The sequence below is a fragment of the Empedobacter sedimenti genome, from assembly GCF_030005555.1.
Lineage (GTDB): Bacteria > Bacteroidota > Bacteroidia > Flavobacteriales > Weeksellaceae > Empedobacter > Empedobacter sedimenti.
Window position 1 is genome coordinate 75,877 of the sequence record NZ_JASCQG010000006.1, and the last position, 15,659, is coordinate 91,535.

16 protein-coding genes are annotated in these 15,659 nt (G+C 32.4%); 7 read left to right on the forward strand and 9 right to left on the reverse strand.

Features of this window, described 5'->3' with window-relative positions; genetic code table 11:
• Window positions 1–112: 112 nt before the first annotated feature.
• From QHG34_RS07520 to panC, 4 genes are all read right to left on the reverse strand, one after another.
• A complete protein-coding gene (locus tag QHG34_RS07520; protein WP_282629595.1) occupies window positions 113–472 on the reverse strand; it encodes a hypothetical protein in 360 nt (119 codons plus the stop codon).
• Window positions 473–484: 12 nt separating this feature from the next.
• Entirely contained in the window at window positions 485–1,504 is a 1,020-nt protein-coding gene (locus QHG34_RS07525) for a lysylphosphatidylglycerol synthase transmembrane domain-containing protein (protein ID WP_282629596.1), read from the reverse strand.
• Window positions 1,505–1,527: 23 nt separating this feature from the next.
• On the reverse strand, window positions 1,528–1,875 hold the full coding sequence (gene panD / locus QHG34_RS07530; RefSeq protein ID WP_125349140.1) for an aspartate 1-decarboxylase: 348 nt from the start codon (window positions 1,873–1,875) through the stop codon (window positions 1,528–1,530).
• Window positions 1,876–1,960: 85 nt separating this feature from the next.
• Complete coding sequence (panC, locus tag QHG34_RS07535) at window positions 1,961–2,803, reverse strand: pantoate--beta-alanine ligase (protein ID WP_282629597.1); 843 nt, start codon at window positions 2,801–2,803, stop codon at window positions 1,961–1,963.
• A gap of 119 nt (window positions 2,804–2,922) precedes the next feature.
• Here panC and QHG34_RS07540 point away from each other — a divergent pair, with 119 nt between their 5' ends.
• From QHG34_RS07540 to QHG34_RS07565, 6 genes are all read left to right on the forward strand, one after another.
• Window positions 2,923–3,735, forward strand: coding sequence for a glycogen/starch synthase (locus tag QHG34_RS07540; protein WP_282629598.1), 813 nt, complete (start codon window positions 2,923–2,925; stop codon window positions 3,733–3,735).
• Window positions 3,736–3,750: 15 nt separating this feature from the next.
• On the forward strand, window positions 3,751–5,358 hold the full coding sequence (locus tag QHG34_RS07545) for a DUF4270 domain-containing protein (RefSeq protein ID WP_282629599.1): 1,608 nt from the start codon (window positions 3,751–3,753) through the stop codon (window positions 5,356–5,358).
• A 37-nt stretch (window positions 5,359–5,395) separates the two neighbouring features.
• Window positions 5,396–7,243 carry a glutamine--fructose-6-phosphate transaminase (isomerizing) gene (gene glmS / locus QHG34_RS07550; protein ID WP_282629600.1) on the forward strand — a complete coding sequence of 616 codons (1,848 nt, stop codon included), beginning with the start codon at window positions 5,396–5,398 and terminating at the stop codon, window positions 7,241–7,243.
• Window positions 7,244–7,348: 105 nt separating this feature from the next.
• Window positions 7,349–7,936, forward strand: a complete 588-nt coding sequence (locus QHG34_RS07555) for a riboflavin synthase (RefSeq protein WP_282629601.1) — start codon at window positions 7,349–7,351, stop codon at window positions 7,934–7,936.
• Window position 7,937: 1 nt separating this feature from the next.
• A complete protein-coding gene (locus QHG34_RS07560; RefSeq protein WP_282629602.1) occupies window positions 7,938–9,386 on the forward strand; it encodes a sensor histidine kinase in 1,449 nt (482 codons plus the stop codon).
• A complete protein-coding gene (locus QHG34_RS07565; protein WP_282629603.1) occupies window positions 9,379–10,083 on the forward strand; it encodes a tRNA1(Val) (adenine(37)-N6)-methyltransferase in 705 nt (234 codons plus the stop codon). Before QHG34_RS07560 ends, QHG34_RS07565 begins: the two co-directional genes overlap by 8 nt.
• Window positions 10,084–10,096: 13 nt before the next feature.
• On the opposite strand, the gene QHG34_RS07570 is transcribed toward QHG34_RS07565, so the two are convergent.
• Entirely contained in the window at window positions 10,097–10,321 is a 225-nt protein-coding gene (locus QHG34_RS07570; RefSeq protein ID WP_282629604.1) for a hypothetical protein, read from the reverse strand.
• 85 nt (window positions 10,322–10,406) lie between these two features.
• Between QHG34_RS07570 and metG the strand changes: the two genes are divergently transcribed.
• Complete coding sequence (gene metG / locus QHG34_RS07575) at window positions 10,407–12,443, forward strand: methionine--tRNA ligase (protein WP_282629605.1); 2,037 nt, start codon at window positions 10,407–10,409, stop codon at window positions 12,441–12,443.
• 71 nt (window positions 12,444–12,514) lie between these two features.
• Here metG and QHG34_RS07580 read toward each other — a convergent pair whose 3' ends face one another.
• The 4 genes from QHG34_RS07580 to QHG34_RS07595 all read right to left on the reverse strand — a co-directional run bounded on the left by QHG34_RS07580 (window position 12,515) and on the right by QHG34_RS07595 (window position 15,639).
• A complete protein-coding gene (locus QHG34_RS07580; RefSeq protein ID WP_282629606.1) occupies window positions 12,515–12,904 on the reverse strand; it encodes a hypothetical protein in 390 nt (129 codons plus the stop codon).
• A gap of 9 nt (window positions 12,905–12,913) precedes the next feature.
• Window positions 12,914–13,891 (reverse strand): SPFH domain-containing protein, encoded by a 978-nt coding sequence (locus QHG34_RS07585; protein WP_282629607.1) that lies wholly within the window; start codon window positions 13,889–13,891, stop codon window positions 12,914–12,916.
• A gap of 57 nt (window positions 13,892–13,948) precedes the next feature.
• Window positions 13,949–14,275: a DUF59 domain-containing protein gene (locus QHG34_RS07590; protein ID WP_282629608.1), complete on the reverse strand. Its 327-nt coding sequence runs from the start codon at window positions 14,273–14,275 to the stop codon at window positions 13,949–13,951.
• A 194-nt stretch (window positions 14,276–14,469) separates the two neighbouring features.
• On the reverse strand, window positions 14,470–15,639 hold the full coding sequence (locus tag QHG34_RS07595; RefSeq protein ID WP_282629609.1) for a hypothetical protein: 1,170 nt from the start codon (window positions 15,637–15,639) through the stop codon (window positions 14,470–14,472).
• Window positions 15,640–15,659: the final 20 nt, after the last annotated feature.

Sequence of the window (15,659 nt, forward strand, 5' to 3'; positions counted from 1 at the left end):
ACTTTTTGTATTGTTAGTCAATCTTATTTTCTTTGTTGTGATGAAAATATTTTATAAAATAAATCCTTGGGAAATCAGTAAAATGCTAAAACTTTGGAATAGAAAGTTTGGATTATAATTTTTCAAAATAAGCTTGAATTTCATTTATTTTCAAACAAAAAACTTGAGATTGATGATTATATTGTTGAATCAATTTTAATACAATTTCTTTTGACTCTAATTGAAAATGAGTATTTTGTAAATAATAGAAGGAAATCAATAATTCCAATTCTTCAACAGAAAATTCTTTATTTGTGAGATTAGGATTTGAAAGAAGATTAATTTGATGTTCTTTTTCAAAATACGCAGCTATTTTAGCTAAATCGAATTGAATTTCTTCTTCGGAAATACTTTTAGGATTATGTAAATAACGTTCTATACTTTCTAATAAAGCATTTACAAAACGTGAAAAATAATCTCTTTCGTCTAACATTTTTATAAAAAACTATTTCGTAGAATCTCGACGAATTCGTGCGATTTTGTAAATTGCAATTAATCCAAAAGTAATCATCGAAATAACCTGGGCTAGATAAAGTATTAAACCAAAATAATCGCCAATTGCTCGTCCTTCGTGCTGATTTCCACCTTTTGCAAGATAAACTGCCGAAAATGCGATTGACATCACATACGGATAAGCTAAACCACCCGAAACAGGCAAAATCATTCCCAAAGAACCTGCAATTAAAAGAAATAATCCCTCCGATACTCCAAAATTTTTGGTGTCTGGAAAAGCAAAGAAAACAAGGTAAGTCATTAGGAAATAACAAATCCAAAGGGCAAAAGAATAAAAGATAAATAAACCTCTTTTCTCTAATTTTGAGATTGATTTTATTCCTTCCCAAAGTCCAAATAGAAAGGTTTTAATCTTTTCGAAAAACTTTAATTGACTAATTTTTTTCCAGAAGATAGCGATTAGTCCAATTCCTAAAACAAAAACCCCAATTGCGATGTAATATTTTAAGTAAGAAGGTTCTGCTGTAGGTTGATGCGCTTTTTCTTTGTTCCCAATTTCGACAAATTTGATGAAAGTTTCGTAATTGAAAATAAGCGTTAAGCCGAAACATAATCCTAAAAATAAAAGATCAATAACACGTTCTAATACAACAGTTCCGAAAGATTTTTCGAATGGTACTTTTTCCATTTTATAGAAACTTGTTGCGCGAGCAACTTCACCACTTCTTGGAATGGTCAAATTCATGAAATATGCAAAAGCAATAGCCCAAAAACCAGATGAGGTTTGGGTGTTGTAGCCCATAGGCTTTAAAAGTAGATTCCAACGAGCGGCGCGTATCCAATAAGTCAGAATACTGATTGCCATAGATGCAAAAATCCAAAAGTAATTGGTTTCTTTTAAAACGTTTGCAACTCGTTCGAAATCAATTTGCTTCACTGTAATCACTACGAAAAAAAGTGCTAACAATGAAGCAATGATTAAGAAGAGCGATTGTTTGATCTTACTCTTCATATAAGTTTTTGAAAATTAATTTCTTAATCTAAACGATTGTTCTCGTTAGGGAAAACAATTGTAGGTTCGTAGGTTTTGGCTTCTTCGAAATCCATCATTGCATACGTGATAATAATTACGGTATCACCTACTTGTACTTTACGTGCAGCAGGTCCATTCAAACAAATTTCTCCACTTCCACGTTTTCCTTTAATAATATACGTCTCAAATCGCTCTCCGTTCTCTTGAACAACGATTTGTACTTTTTGACCCACTACCATATTCGCAGCATCTATCAAATCTTCGTCGATTGTGATACTTCCGATATAGTTTAATTTTGCGTCTGTTACCTTAACTCTATGTATCTTAGAGTGAAAAACTTCTACCATCATAATTTTGCAAAGTTACACTGAACTTATAAATTTCAAAACCCGTTCCAATATTTTTCAATTGGGTTGAAGGATTTGATCTATTTTATTAAAACTGAATATTATCGATTAAGCGAACATCGCCTGCATACGCAACGACAAATCCTCGAATTTTTTCTGCATCAGAAAAATGTTCGATAGACAACAACGTTTCTTCATTTGTGATTTCAAAATATTCTAATTCGAAAGGAGAATTTTTGAATTCATTTTCGACGAAAGCTTTTACATCAGCCACATCTTTTCCTTCATTCTTAAGCTTTACAGCTTGTGATAAAATCGAATATATTTGAGGTGCATCAGAAGTTTGTTGCTCTGTTAAACGTGCATTTCTCGAGCTAAATGCTAAACCAGAATCTGCACGGTGAATTGGCATTGGAACAATTTCTACATCTAAACTTTCTTGGCTTACCATTTCTTGAATGATACGAATTTGTTGAAAATCTTTTTCGCCAAAATATGCTCTTGTAGGTTGTACCACTCTAAATAATTTAGAGACAATTGTTGCAACACCATCAAAATGACCAGGACGAGACGCACCTTCCATTACTTTGTCTATTGTGCCAAAATCGTAGTGTTTTGCACCTTCTCCAGCTTCATATAAATCCTCTACTGTAGGTAAATAGACAAAATCGCAACCGTTTTTTGTTAACAATTCTTTATCTTTTTCTTCTGTTCGGGGATATTTTTTTAAATCTTCTGGATTGTTAAATTGTGTCGGATTGACAAAAATACTAACGATTGTGTAATCATTTTGAGCTTTTGATGCTTTTACCAAAGACATATGTCCTTCGTGCAAAGCGCCCATTGTAGGGATAAAACCAATGGTTTTGTTTTGCTTTTTTAACTCGACGATAACGGGAGTTAATTTTTCCTTTTCGTTAAATATATCCATAACGTGGATTTGTTAAAAAAAAACTAATATAAGCGCAAAGCTACTATAAGCAAATAATATATCAACAATTTTTTGTAATTTTGTGCCTTATTATCATTAGGAAAAGAGAATAAAAAATTATGGAAGGAAAGCGCATATTGTATGTAACAACAGAAATGGTACCTTACTTTCCTGAAAATCCGATGTCTTCACAAGCATTAGATTTGCCTAAACTTATGCAGAGCAACGGTGCGGATGTTCGCATCTTTATGCCACGTTTTGGAGCAATCAACGAAAGAAGACACCAATTACATGAGGTAATACGACTTTCAGGTATGAACATGATCATTAATGATTTGGATCAACCCTTAATCATTAAAGTAGCATCTGTTCCAGGCGAGAGATTACAAGTGTATTTTATTGATAACGAAGAATATTTTAAACGCAAAGAGGTTTATGGAGAAGATAACGCATTATTTTCTGATAACGATGAGCGATCTATTTTCTTTGCGAAAGGAGTTTTAGAAACTGTAAAAAAATTAAATTGGAAACCAGACGTAGTTCATGTTATGGGTTGGATGTCTAGTTTAGTACCTTTATATCTTAAAAAATATTACTCAGACGATCCATTTTTCCAAGATGCAAAAGTTGTTGTGTCATTATTTGACAATGCTTTTGATGGAGAATTAGATAAAGAATTGGTTAATAAATTAGCTTTTGATGAAGTAGAAGCTGATGTAAAACAATTTTTGGAAAAACCTACACACTTAGGTATGATACAAGCTTCTTTACAGTACGCAGATGCAGTTGCGAAAGGAGAAGAAATTATACCAGAAGATGTAAAAAACTATATCAACCAACAAAATATTCCTTTATTAGATTATTGCACAAAAGATGATGCAAAAGAAGTTTACAATAACTTTTATCTAGAGGAAGTAATGAACTCAAACTAAAATCTGTTTAGATTAATGAAAAAATTTTTGAATGTCCTTTCTGTCTCTGTTGCAACGATGATTGGAATGGGAGCGTTAGCTTCTTGTGAAGATGAAGCAATAGGCTTAGGAAATAATGTAATTGGTGGAGAAGCAATTGGTAATGCAAAATCATTAGATGTTATTGCGTATAATGATACAGTAGATACGATAAGAACGGACCGATTTGTTTTACAAAATGCTACATTAGGTGTATATAAAGAGCCTGTTTTTGGATCAACTTCTTCTAAATTTTATGGTCAATTAAGACCAGAAGGAATTGGAAATAAAGATTTTGGTAAAGAAGTAAAAGTGGACTCTGTAAATTTGTATTTACCAGTTTATTATAGTTCATCAAAAACACCTGTTTCAAGAGATACAATCAATTTGACTAATCCAGGAAAAAAATCGATTGATACAGATACAATCATGATTACGACAAAATATGCAGTAGATTCTCTTTACGGAAATAAAGATGCTACGATGACATTAAACGTTCGTGATATCAATACTGTGTTGTATAGAGATACTAAATACTTTTCAAAATTAGACGGATCTCAATCTCCAATCTCAGTAAATTCTCCAGTAATTGGAACAGCAACTATAGGTAAAACAGTAACAAATAAAGTTGTAAAAGTAAAGTCAGGAACTTCAAATATTTTTGCAGAAACAGTTGGTTATAAAGTAAGTTTAGATAATAATTACTTTTATGATAAAATTGTAAAAAACGGAAATACTGGATTATTAGCGGATCATGCGACTTTTATACGTGAAAACATTAAAGGTTTTGAGTTTTCGGTAGGTGAGGGTGATGGATTCATCATCAATTTCAATCCGAATAATATTAGTCTAAACATGTATTATTCGTATAAAAATCCGACAGATAAGAAACCGACAGATACAGCTTACAAAGAAAGACTTTCGGGAACATATGGTTTTGAGTTTAAAAATCAATGGAATGCTACAATAGGATCGAATGTTTTAGTGAATCAAATTAAGAATGAATTTGCAGGAACAACTTTTGGTAACGCAGTTGCTAACCCTAATAAAACAGCTGGGGATACACGTTTATTTTTAAGTGGAATGAGCGGAAGTAATGTAAAAGTTAAATTCAATCAATCTCAAATAGACCTTCTTAAAAGCGATGTAGCAAAAGGAGCAGTTATTACAGGTGCTAAGTTGAAGTTTTTTATAGATGATGCATACAGTTTTCCAAAGCCGCCTTATTTAGTTGCTTGGAATAGTTATACAAAAGATGGAAAAAGTATCAATGAGCTGTATTCGGATGTTTTAGAGTTTTATAATTCGTACCCAACATCAGTTCATTTTAATCCAATTGTAACTGGTAAAACAGATTATTATACAATTGATATTACAAAACATCTGAAAAGTATGCTTGAGAAAGGAAATGCTTTCGAAAATCAAGAAATGGTCGTAACAATGGGTAATTTTATTACATCTATTTCTGATGCAACGACTATTAACAGTACAAACCCTTATCAAAACAATAGAGCTTACAATCCTTATAGAATCGTTTTACACGGAAATAAATCTGAAGTAGAAGCGAAAAAATTAAAACTTTTAGTATATTACGCTACAAAATAGAATATAATTTTAATAAACTTAAATACTATAAAAAACAATGTGTGGAATTGTAGGATACATTGGTCATCGCGAGGCGTACCCAATCATTATTAATGGATTAAAAAGGCTAGAATATCGTGGATATGATAGTGCTGGTTTAGTTCTTTCATCTGGTTCAGATTTTGAATTGGTTAAAACGAAAGGAAAAGTTTCTGATTTAGAAGATAAATCAGCAAATATTGATAAAACACCTCATTTAGGAATAGGACATACACGTTGGGCTACACATGGTGTACCAAATGATGTTAACTCTCATCCTCATTTATCTAATAACGGTCGTATAGTGTTGGTTCATAATGGAATTATTGAAAATTATGAAGCAATCAAACAATTATTAACGGATAAAGGTTATGTTTTTCATAGTGATACTGATACTGAAGTTTTAGTTAACTTTATTCAGTTATTTCAAGAAGAACAAAATTTAAATCTAACAGATGCCGTTCGTTTAGCCTTAAACGAAGTAGTAGGAGCATATGCAATTGCAGTATTAGACAAAGAACAACCAAATACAATTGTTGTTGGTCGTTTAGGATCACCATTGGCAATTGGTATCGGAGAAAATGAATTTTTTGTTGCTTCTGATGCTTCTCCATTTATTGAATTTACAAAAGATGCCGTTTATTTAGAAGACGGTGACATGGCAACAATTACTTTAGATAAAGAAGTTGATGTACGTACTATTCAAAATAACGAAGCGGTTTCTTTAGATGTTCAAGAATTACAATTAAATATCGAAGCGATTGAAAAAGGTGGTTATGAGCATTTCATGTTAAAAGAAATTAACGAACAACCTCGTTCTATTCGTGATACAATGCGTGGACGTTTATTAGTAGACGAAGGCGTTATCAAAATGGCAGGTATTTGGGATCATCATGAAAAATTCTTAAACGCTAAACGTATTATTATTGTTGCGTGTGGTACGTCTTACCACGCAGGTTTAGTAGCAGAATATATGATCGAAGATTTTGCTCGTATTCCTGTAGAAGTAGAATATGCATCTGAGTTCCGTTACCGTAACCCAATTATCAACAAACACGATGTGGTTATTGCAATTTCTCAATCAGGAGAAACAGCAGATACATTAGCTGCACTTAAATTAGCAAAAGAAAATGGAGCATTTATCTTCGGAATCAACAACGTTGTAGGTTCTTCTATTGCTCGTATTACAGATGCTGGTGCATATACACACGCAGGTCCAGAAATTGGTGTTGCATCTACTAAAGCCTTTACAGCTCAGTTAACAATCTTAGCATTAATCGCTTTAAAATTAGGAAAACAAAATGGTGAATTATCAACAGAAAAATTCAACTTATTAACGCGTGAGTTAGAACGTATTCCTGAATTAGTTCAACAAATTTTAGATAATTGCGAAGGTGTAATTGATCAAATTGCAGATAAGTACAAGGATAATAAAAATGCAATCTATTTAGGGCGTGGATATAATTTCCCATCAGCTTTAGAAGGTGCATTAAAATTGAAAGAAATTTCTTATATCCATGCAGAAGGATATCCAGCAGCAGAAATGAAGCATGGTCCTATTGCATTGTTAGACGAAAATATGCCAGTTATAGTTATTGCAACTAAAAAAGGTTATTACGAAAAAGTGGTTTCTAATATTCAAGAAATTAAATCTCGTAGTGCAAAAGTAATTGCAATTGTAAACGAAGGTGACGAGCAAGTAACTGCAATGGCAGATGATTACGTAGTAATTCCTGAAACTGCAGAAGAGTTTTCTCCAATCTTAACTGCTATTCCATTACAATTATTATCGTATTGGATTGCTGTTAAATTAGGTAAAAACGTAGATCAACCTCGTAACTTAGCAAAATCAGTTACAGTAGAATAATAAATTAAATTATTTTTAGATAAATTTAGTGGGATGATGTAAAAATCATCCCTTTTTCATTGTATTTACTTTATTTTTATCATTAATTTCACAAAAAATATTACCATGTTTACGGGAATTGTAGAAGGAGTTGGAAAACTTATCAAAATAGAAAAAGAACAAACTAATCTTCATTTATGGATTGAAGCAGACTTTGTAGACGAATTAAAAATCGATCAAAGTGTGGCTCATAACGGAGTTTGTTTAACAGTTGTTGATTTTAAAGATGGTCTTTATAAGGTCACTGCAATTGATGAAACATTGTTAAAAACGAACTTTAACACTTTAAATGAAGGTGATTTGATCAATTTAGAACGATGTTTGATGTTTAATGGTCGTATTGATGGTCATATCGTTCAAGGACATGTAGATCAAGTAGGGAACGTTGAATCAATAGATAATCATGAAGGTAGTTATATTGTTACGATTAACTATGATGAAGCATCTACAGGAAATGTTACAGTAGAAAAAGGATCTGTATGTTTAAACGGAATAAGTTTGACTGTTGTTGATAGTAAAGTAGGACAATTTTCTGTTGCTATTATTCCGTATACTTGGGAGTTTACAAATCTTAATCGTGTAAAAACTGGAGATACACTAAATCTTGAATTTGATATTATCGGAAAATACGTAAAGAGATTATTCCAAAAATAAAATGATTAGAAGAAAAAATAATTTATCGCTTCCTGTTCGTATTATCATCTATATGGTAACAATTCTTCTGTTTACAGCAGGGTCGATATTATTAATTACAGCAAGTCATTTTAACGATCAAACGAAGCAATATCACGAAGATATTCTGAAAAGAAAAGTAAAAGCTGTAGAGTCTGCAATTGATTATGAAATGGATAATTATCCAGGAATTGCAACAAAAGATAATGTGACATCCATCCTCGAAGAAAGTTTTTTGAGAATTGGAGATATCAATAAAACGGATATTGTTATTTATGATTTGAGAGGTAATAAAGTGTTAACAACACAAGCTGTTCCTACAACATATAGTGTTTTACCTCAAAATATTTTAGATAAATTACAATCTACAAATGAGTTAATCATTACAAATAAAGATAGTGATTTAGATGCAAAAGTATTTTCATCTTATAGCTATATCAAGAATTATTACAACGAAAATATTGCTATTCTTTGCTTACCATATCAATCAAATCAAGACTTTCTTCAACAAGACATGTTTACATTAATAGGAAGTTACGGACTTGCTTTTGGTGTTATTTTATTGTTTGGTACGTTGGCCGTTTATTTTGTAACAAAGCGTACATTAAACAAGCTTTGGTCTTTTGCAGATCGTATTCGAGAAACAGAAGTAATTGTAAATAATATGCCAATTCGATACGATGGTAGCGATGAAATAAGAGTTTTGGTCGATTCTTATAACGACATGTTATTTAAGTTAAGAGAACAATCAGATTTATTAGCGAAGCAAGAAAGGGAAGAGGCTTGGAGAGATTTTGCTAGACAAGTAGCGCACGAAGTAAAAAATCCATTAACACCAATGCGATTGATGCTCCAGAATCATATGCGAAAGTTTGATGCGAATGATCCTGATATTAAAGAAAAAACAATGCGAACAGGAAATATCCTTTTGCAACAAATTGATACCATTTCTGCAATTGCAGAAGCTTTCTCAGATTTTGCTAAAATGCCTTCTCGTAAAGACGAAAAAATAGACATTGTAGAAGTGATTAAAAACTCGCTTTATGTTTTTCCGATGGATTTTATCGAGTTTAATTACTCTCCAGAGGCTATTTTAATGCATTTTGATAAACAATATTTGAATCGAATCATTACAAATATTACGAAGAATGCATTTCAATCTATTCCAAAATCACGAAAAGCAAAAGTAAAAGTTGATGTGTTATTAACAGGAGATTTTTTACATCTTACCATACAAGATAACGGAGATGGAATACCTGTAGAAGCGCAAGATTCTATTTTTATTCCAAAATTTACAACTAAAAATAGTGGAATGGGAATTGGTTTACCAATGGTTAAGAAAATTATTGATGATTATGATGGAACGATTCGTTTCGAATCAGAAATCTCGGTTGGAACAACGTTTTACATTCTGATTCCATATCATGAATAGAAAACCTTTTCAGTTCAAACAATTTTCTATTTTTCAAGACCAAACTGCGATGAAAGTAGGAACAGATGGTGTTCTATTAGGAGCTTGGGCTAATGTTGTTGGGCAAAATGTATTGGATATAGGAACAGGAACAGGATTAATTTCTTTGATGATTGCGCAACGTTTTCCTAAAGTTAACATTGATGCTTTAGAAATTGATATTGATGCATTTTTACAAGCCAAAGAAAACTTCGGAAATTCAAAGTTCAATAATCGCCTGTCACTTTTTCATACTTCCTTACAAAATTACAATTCAACCAAAAAGTATGATTTAATTGTTAGTAATCCACCTTTTTTTACCGTTAACGATTTGGTGAGTTTTGATTCAAGAAAGCAAGCGCGTCAACAAGAAACCTTAACGTTTTCGGATTTAATTTCAAAAACAAGTCAATTACTTGATCAAAATGGTTTGGCAAGTTTTATAATTCCGTACGATCAAATAAACGACTTTTGTGCTACGGCTTCTCAAAATGAGTTAAAATTAGGTCGAGTGGTGTATATAAAAGGGAATGAACAATCTGCTATAAAACGTGTGCTTCTTGAGTTTAGTTTTCAAGAGAAACAATTACAAGAAAGTCATTTAATAATTGAATTGGGAAGACATCAATACACCCAAGATTATATCAATTTAACGAAAGAGTTTTACTTAAAAATGTAAACCGCAAATATCCTTATTGGTCAATTTTTTCTTCTTTCTCTTCAAATCGATTATATTCTTCGCGTTCTTTAGCTAATCTTTTTTCACGTTGTTTTTTTCTAAAATCGCGAATCGTCATATACGTTAATAAGACAACCAAACCGGCTACCAAAAAGTAATTTGCGTAAGTAAAAAGATTGGTAATAGTATCATTTACAACTTCGGTAGGAGTAGTTTCAATAGGTTGTTCTTTCATCATCTTGTATTAAGATTATAAAATTAGAAAAAGGTTTTAACAAAACAAACAACAAATCGTATCTTTGTAACTTATAGATTTTAAGTAAATGAGTCAACCAAAAAGATATACAATTACAGCGGCTTTACCTTATGCTAACGGACCTTTGCACATTGGTCACATGGCAGGTGTTTACGTTCCTTCTGATATTTATGCGCGTTTTTTACGAAGAAAAGGAAAAGATGTAGCATTTATTGGAGGTTCTGACGAACATGGTATTCCAATTACAATTCGTGCCAAAAAAGAAGGCGTTACGCCTCAAGACATTGTTGATCGTTACCACGAAAATATCAAAAATACATTGGCTAATTTTGGTGTTACGTTTGATATTTATTCTCGTACAACATCAGATAAACACAGAGAAGTTGCGCAAGATTTCTTCAAAACGTTGTATGATAACAACAAGTTTACAGAAGATGTTACGGAACAATTTTACGATGAAGATGCGCACGAATTTTTAGCGGATCGATACATTCGTGGTGAATGTCCGAAATGTGGAAATCCAGACGCTTACGGAGATCAATGTGAAAAATGTGGCTCAACATTAAGCCCAGAAGAATTGATTAATCCTCGTTCTGCTTTATCTGGAAATACTCCAATCAGAAAAGAAACAAAAAACTGGTATTTACCATTAGATCAATACCAAGATTTCTTATCAAAATGGATTTTAGAAGGTCACAAAAATGATTGGAAATCGAGTGTTTATGGTCAAGTAAAATCTTGGTTAGACGATGGTTTGAAACCTCGTGCAATGACACGCGATTTGAACTGGGGAATTCCTGTTCCTGTTGATGGAGCTGAAGGAAAAGTAATGTATGTTTGGTTCGATGCACCGATTGGTTATATTTCTTTCACGCAAGAATGGGCGGAGCAAAATGGTAAAAACTGGAAAGATTATTGGCAAAATGAAGAAACGAAATTGGTCCATTTCATCGGAAAAGATAATATTGTTTTCCACTGTATCATTTTCCCAACAATGATGAAAGCGCATGGCGATTACATTATGCCTGATAATGTTCCTGCAAACGAGTTCCTAAATTTAGAAGATGATAAAATCTCAACTTCTCGTAATTGGGCAGTTTGGGCACATGAATATTTAGAAGATTTCCCGAATCAACAAGATACATTGCGTTATGTGTTGACGGCAAATATGCCTGAAAATAAAGACAATAACTTTACGTGGAAAGATTTCCAAACGAAGAATAATTCTGAATTGGTTGGAATTTTAGGAAACTTTATCAACCGCGTAATGGTACTTTCTCACAAATATTACGAAGGAATTGTTCCTTCAAAAACAATTGAATTTGAAGAATTAACTGAAATCAAATATTTTGCAAAGCGTATTGGCGATCATTTAGAGAAATATGAATTCCGTGCTGCATTAACAGAATATATGAATTTGGCTCGTCTTGGAAATCAATTTTTACAAGCACAAGAACCTTGGAAAAAAGGTGATGATCCAGAAGCTGTAAAAGGAATTATGTACGCTGCGACGCAAATTGCTGCTGCATTAGGACAATTGGGAGAACCATTTATTCCATTCGCTTCTGAGAAAATGTTGGCTATGATGAATGTAGAAAAAATGAGTTGGGATGATTTAGAATCAACAGACGAATTTGTAAAAGCTGGACATCAATTAGGTCAATCTGAATTAATCTTTGCAAAAATTGAGGACGAAGCAATCGAAGCACAAATCAATAAATTAAACGAAAGTAAAGTCAAAAATAATATGACAAATCCAAACGCAGAACCTCAAAAAGAATTGATTTCTTTTGATGATTTTCAAAAAATGGATATCCGTATCGGAACTATTTTAGAAGCGAAAAAAGTTGAAAAAGCAGACAAATTATTCGAACTAAAAGTAGATACAGGAATGGACGTTCGTACGATTGTTTCTGGTATTGCAGAACATTTTACGTTAGAAGAAATCGTAGGAAAACAAGCAATGGTTTTAGCAAATTTAGCGCCTCGTAAAATTCGTGGAATCGAATCGAACGGAATGTTATTATTCGCTGATAAAGCAGACGGAAAATTAACGTTCGTAAATCCAGAAGCTGAAACGCCAAATGGTGTTCAGGTTGGATAGACTTAGATTTTAGATATAAGTATTGAGATATTAGAAAGCCACTTCATCGAAGTGGCTTTTACTTTTGATAATTATCTCTTTAAAACTTCTATAAATTTTCCTTGTTGATTCTTTTCTAAATTAATTTTTAAGATGTAATTCTTCTTTTTAATTAAAAAATAGTCTTTTCCTTTCATTTTAAAAACGGTATCTCCTTTTTCGATTGAATCACTCACGTTAGAAAACCATCTACCATCTTTAAAAGAATCAATTTTATTCGTTTCGGGATTATTTCCAATAATTGTAAAAGATGCTGATTTTACTTTATCTTCTTTATAATTATTATTAGAAATAATATTTACAGAATAATCTAATTCAGTTTGATTTTGTCCATTTGTAAAATCACTTTTAAAAAAGTACAAATAGAAAACTATTAATAAGAAAACAAATATTATTACTTTACTATTAAGAATTTTACTCATTACATTTTTCTAAGGATGCTCTGGAAAAGTAAACGAATCATCTTGATTTGGTTTATTTTTCTGTTGAGTTAGCTGTTCCTTTGTTATTTGATGCTCATTCAGTTCATGTGCTGCTGTAAATGAAGTGACCATTGTGTTCAGCATTTCCGAAGCGGCGGTTGGTGAGTTTGGTAATAAAACTAGTTTACTTCCAGATTTTTCTCCAATCGCTTGCAATGTATCATAATGTTGCGTTACTACAATTAATGCTGAAGCTTCTTGCGACGTAATTCCCGCTCCATTCAATACATCTACAGATTCCAATAAACCTTTTGCAATTTCGCGACGTTGATCCGCAATACCTTGTCCTTGTAAACGCTTCGATTCTGCTTCGGCTCTTGCTTTTTCTACAATCAAAATACGAGCAGCATCACCTTCATATTGCGCAGCTAATTTTTCGCGTTCCGCAGCATTAATACGGTTCATCGCATGTTTTACTTGTTCATCTGGATCGATATCAGTTACTAACGTTTTCACAATTTCATATCCATACGAATTCATCGCTTCTTGTAATTCACTTTTTACAGCAACGGCAATATCATCTTTTTTCTCGAAAACATCATCCAAACGAAGTTTTGGAACTTCAGCTCGAACAACATCAAATACGAAAGAGGTAATTTGTGTATAAGGATTATCTAATTTGTAAAATGCGTCATAAACTTGCGTTTTGATGACTTGATATTGAACAGAAATTTTTAATCGAACAAATACATCATCTTTGGTTTTCGTTTCGACAACAACATCTAATTGCTGAATTTTAAGTGACATTTTTCCCGCAATTCTGTCTACAATCGGAATTTTGAATTGCAATCCTGGATTACGAATACTATTAAATTTTCCGAAACGTTCTATAATAATCGCAGTTTGTTGCTTGACTGTAAAAATGAATAAGAAGATAAATATTATCGCAAATAAGAAGATAAATATTATTAGTCCGAAATTTCCCATAAGTTTTAGTGTTTTGAATTTTGTTGGATTAAGGTACAAAAAAAATTAGGAATGTTCTTATAACATTCCTAATTCAAATTTTGCTTCTTCGCTCATCATATCTCTATCCCAAGGAGGATCAAATGTGATTTCTACATAACATTTCGTTACATATTCTATCTCTTCAACACGCTGTTCTACCTCTCGTGGTAAACTTTCAGCTACTGGACAGTTTGGAGATGTAAGGGTCATGGTAACTTTTACTTCACCATCTGCATTTACCTGTGCATCGTAAACTAATCCTAATTCGTATATATCAACTGGAATCTCTGGATCGTAAACTGTTTTGAATTTTTCAACCAATTTTTCTCCAATCGAATCTAATTGTTGTTCTGTTAATGCCATTGTTATCAACTCTAATTATTTGCAAATGTACGAATAGTTTATTTTATGTGGAATTTTTCTAAATAACTATTTTTAATGACTTAAAATAAAATAGTTATAATAGAAGAAAATCGCTCCCTCGGAGAATCCGAAAAAGCGATTTACAAACACGAAGAACTTTTTTATAAGAAAAGTTTTTCTTTATATAATGATTATTATAGACCTCTTGTCCATCCTTTAGCCCAAGTAGGTACTTCTATACCTGCACCTGCACCATTATTATTTGCTTTAGCATATGCTTTAGATACATCAACTGCTAAACCAGCAGAAGTTTTACCTGTAGCTTCTGTCGTTACATTTACGAATTGTACATTTTTAAGGAATAAATCGTTAGGAATCCAAGCTAAAGTAGCATCATGCTCGATATCGATACCTTTTGCCCAGTTAGCTAATACAAAGTTTTCAAATTTACCTTTTGTACCAACACGTAATTTCATTGCTTGGTTTTCACCTTCTCCTGTATAAGTTGCTCCTAAACCAATTAAAGTAGCATTTTTGATAGATGGATTAGCGATTGGAGTTAAAGTATGGTTGCTTGAGTTATTATCAGCTTCGATACCTCTATTTCCTTTGTTACGACCTTCTTTTCCGTACCAGTATTCGTTGATACCAACCCAACCTTCTGTCCAGTCAAATTGATCATCTTCGTTTTCGTTAGATACGATATATTTTGTGTTTACAGTTCCTCCGAAGAATTCTACACCATCATCAGATCCTGCGTATAATTGTACGTACTCGATTTTTGTTCCGCTACCAACACCGAATAATGAAAGACCATTAAATTCTTTCTCAGAGTTATAAATAGCACCTGCAAATTCGATACGAGTATATGTAATTGACCCAGAGTTATCTGTAGCTACATCACCACCATAAGTTAATTCAGAAACCTCTGCAGTTGCTGTTTTAGCTTTGTTAATTGGTGCTTTACCACATAATACTACACCTCCCCAAGAACCTGGAGTTCCTTTTTCTGATGTAAATACAACTGGTTTTTCTGCTGTACCATTAGAGTAAATTTGACCTCCTTGTGCTACTGCGATAAAAGATGAAGTTCCTCCATTTGCAATGATTTTAGTTCCTGCAGGGATAGTTAAAACAGCACCATCATTTACTTGGATTTTACCAGTTAAATAGTACGTTTTAGTTGCATCTAAAGTAATTTTATCACCACTTTTTAACTCTCCTTTGAAATCAGCTGGGTTAGCAACAAATCCAGAAGGATTTGTGTTTCCATTACCTTTGTTATCGTCATCATTGTTACAGCTTACTAAAGCTAATGAAGAAATAGCTCCTACTAAGAATAATCTAGAAATTGATTTTTTCATAATTTAAAATTGTTTTATTG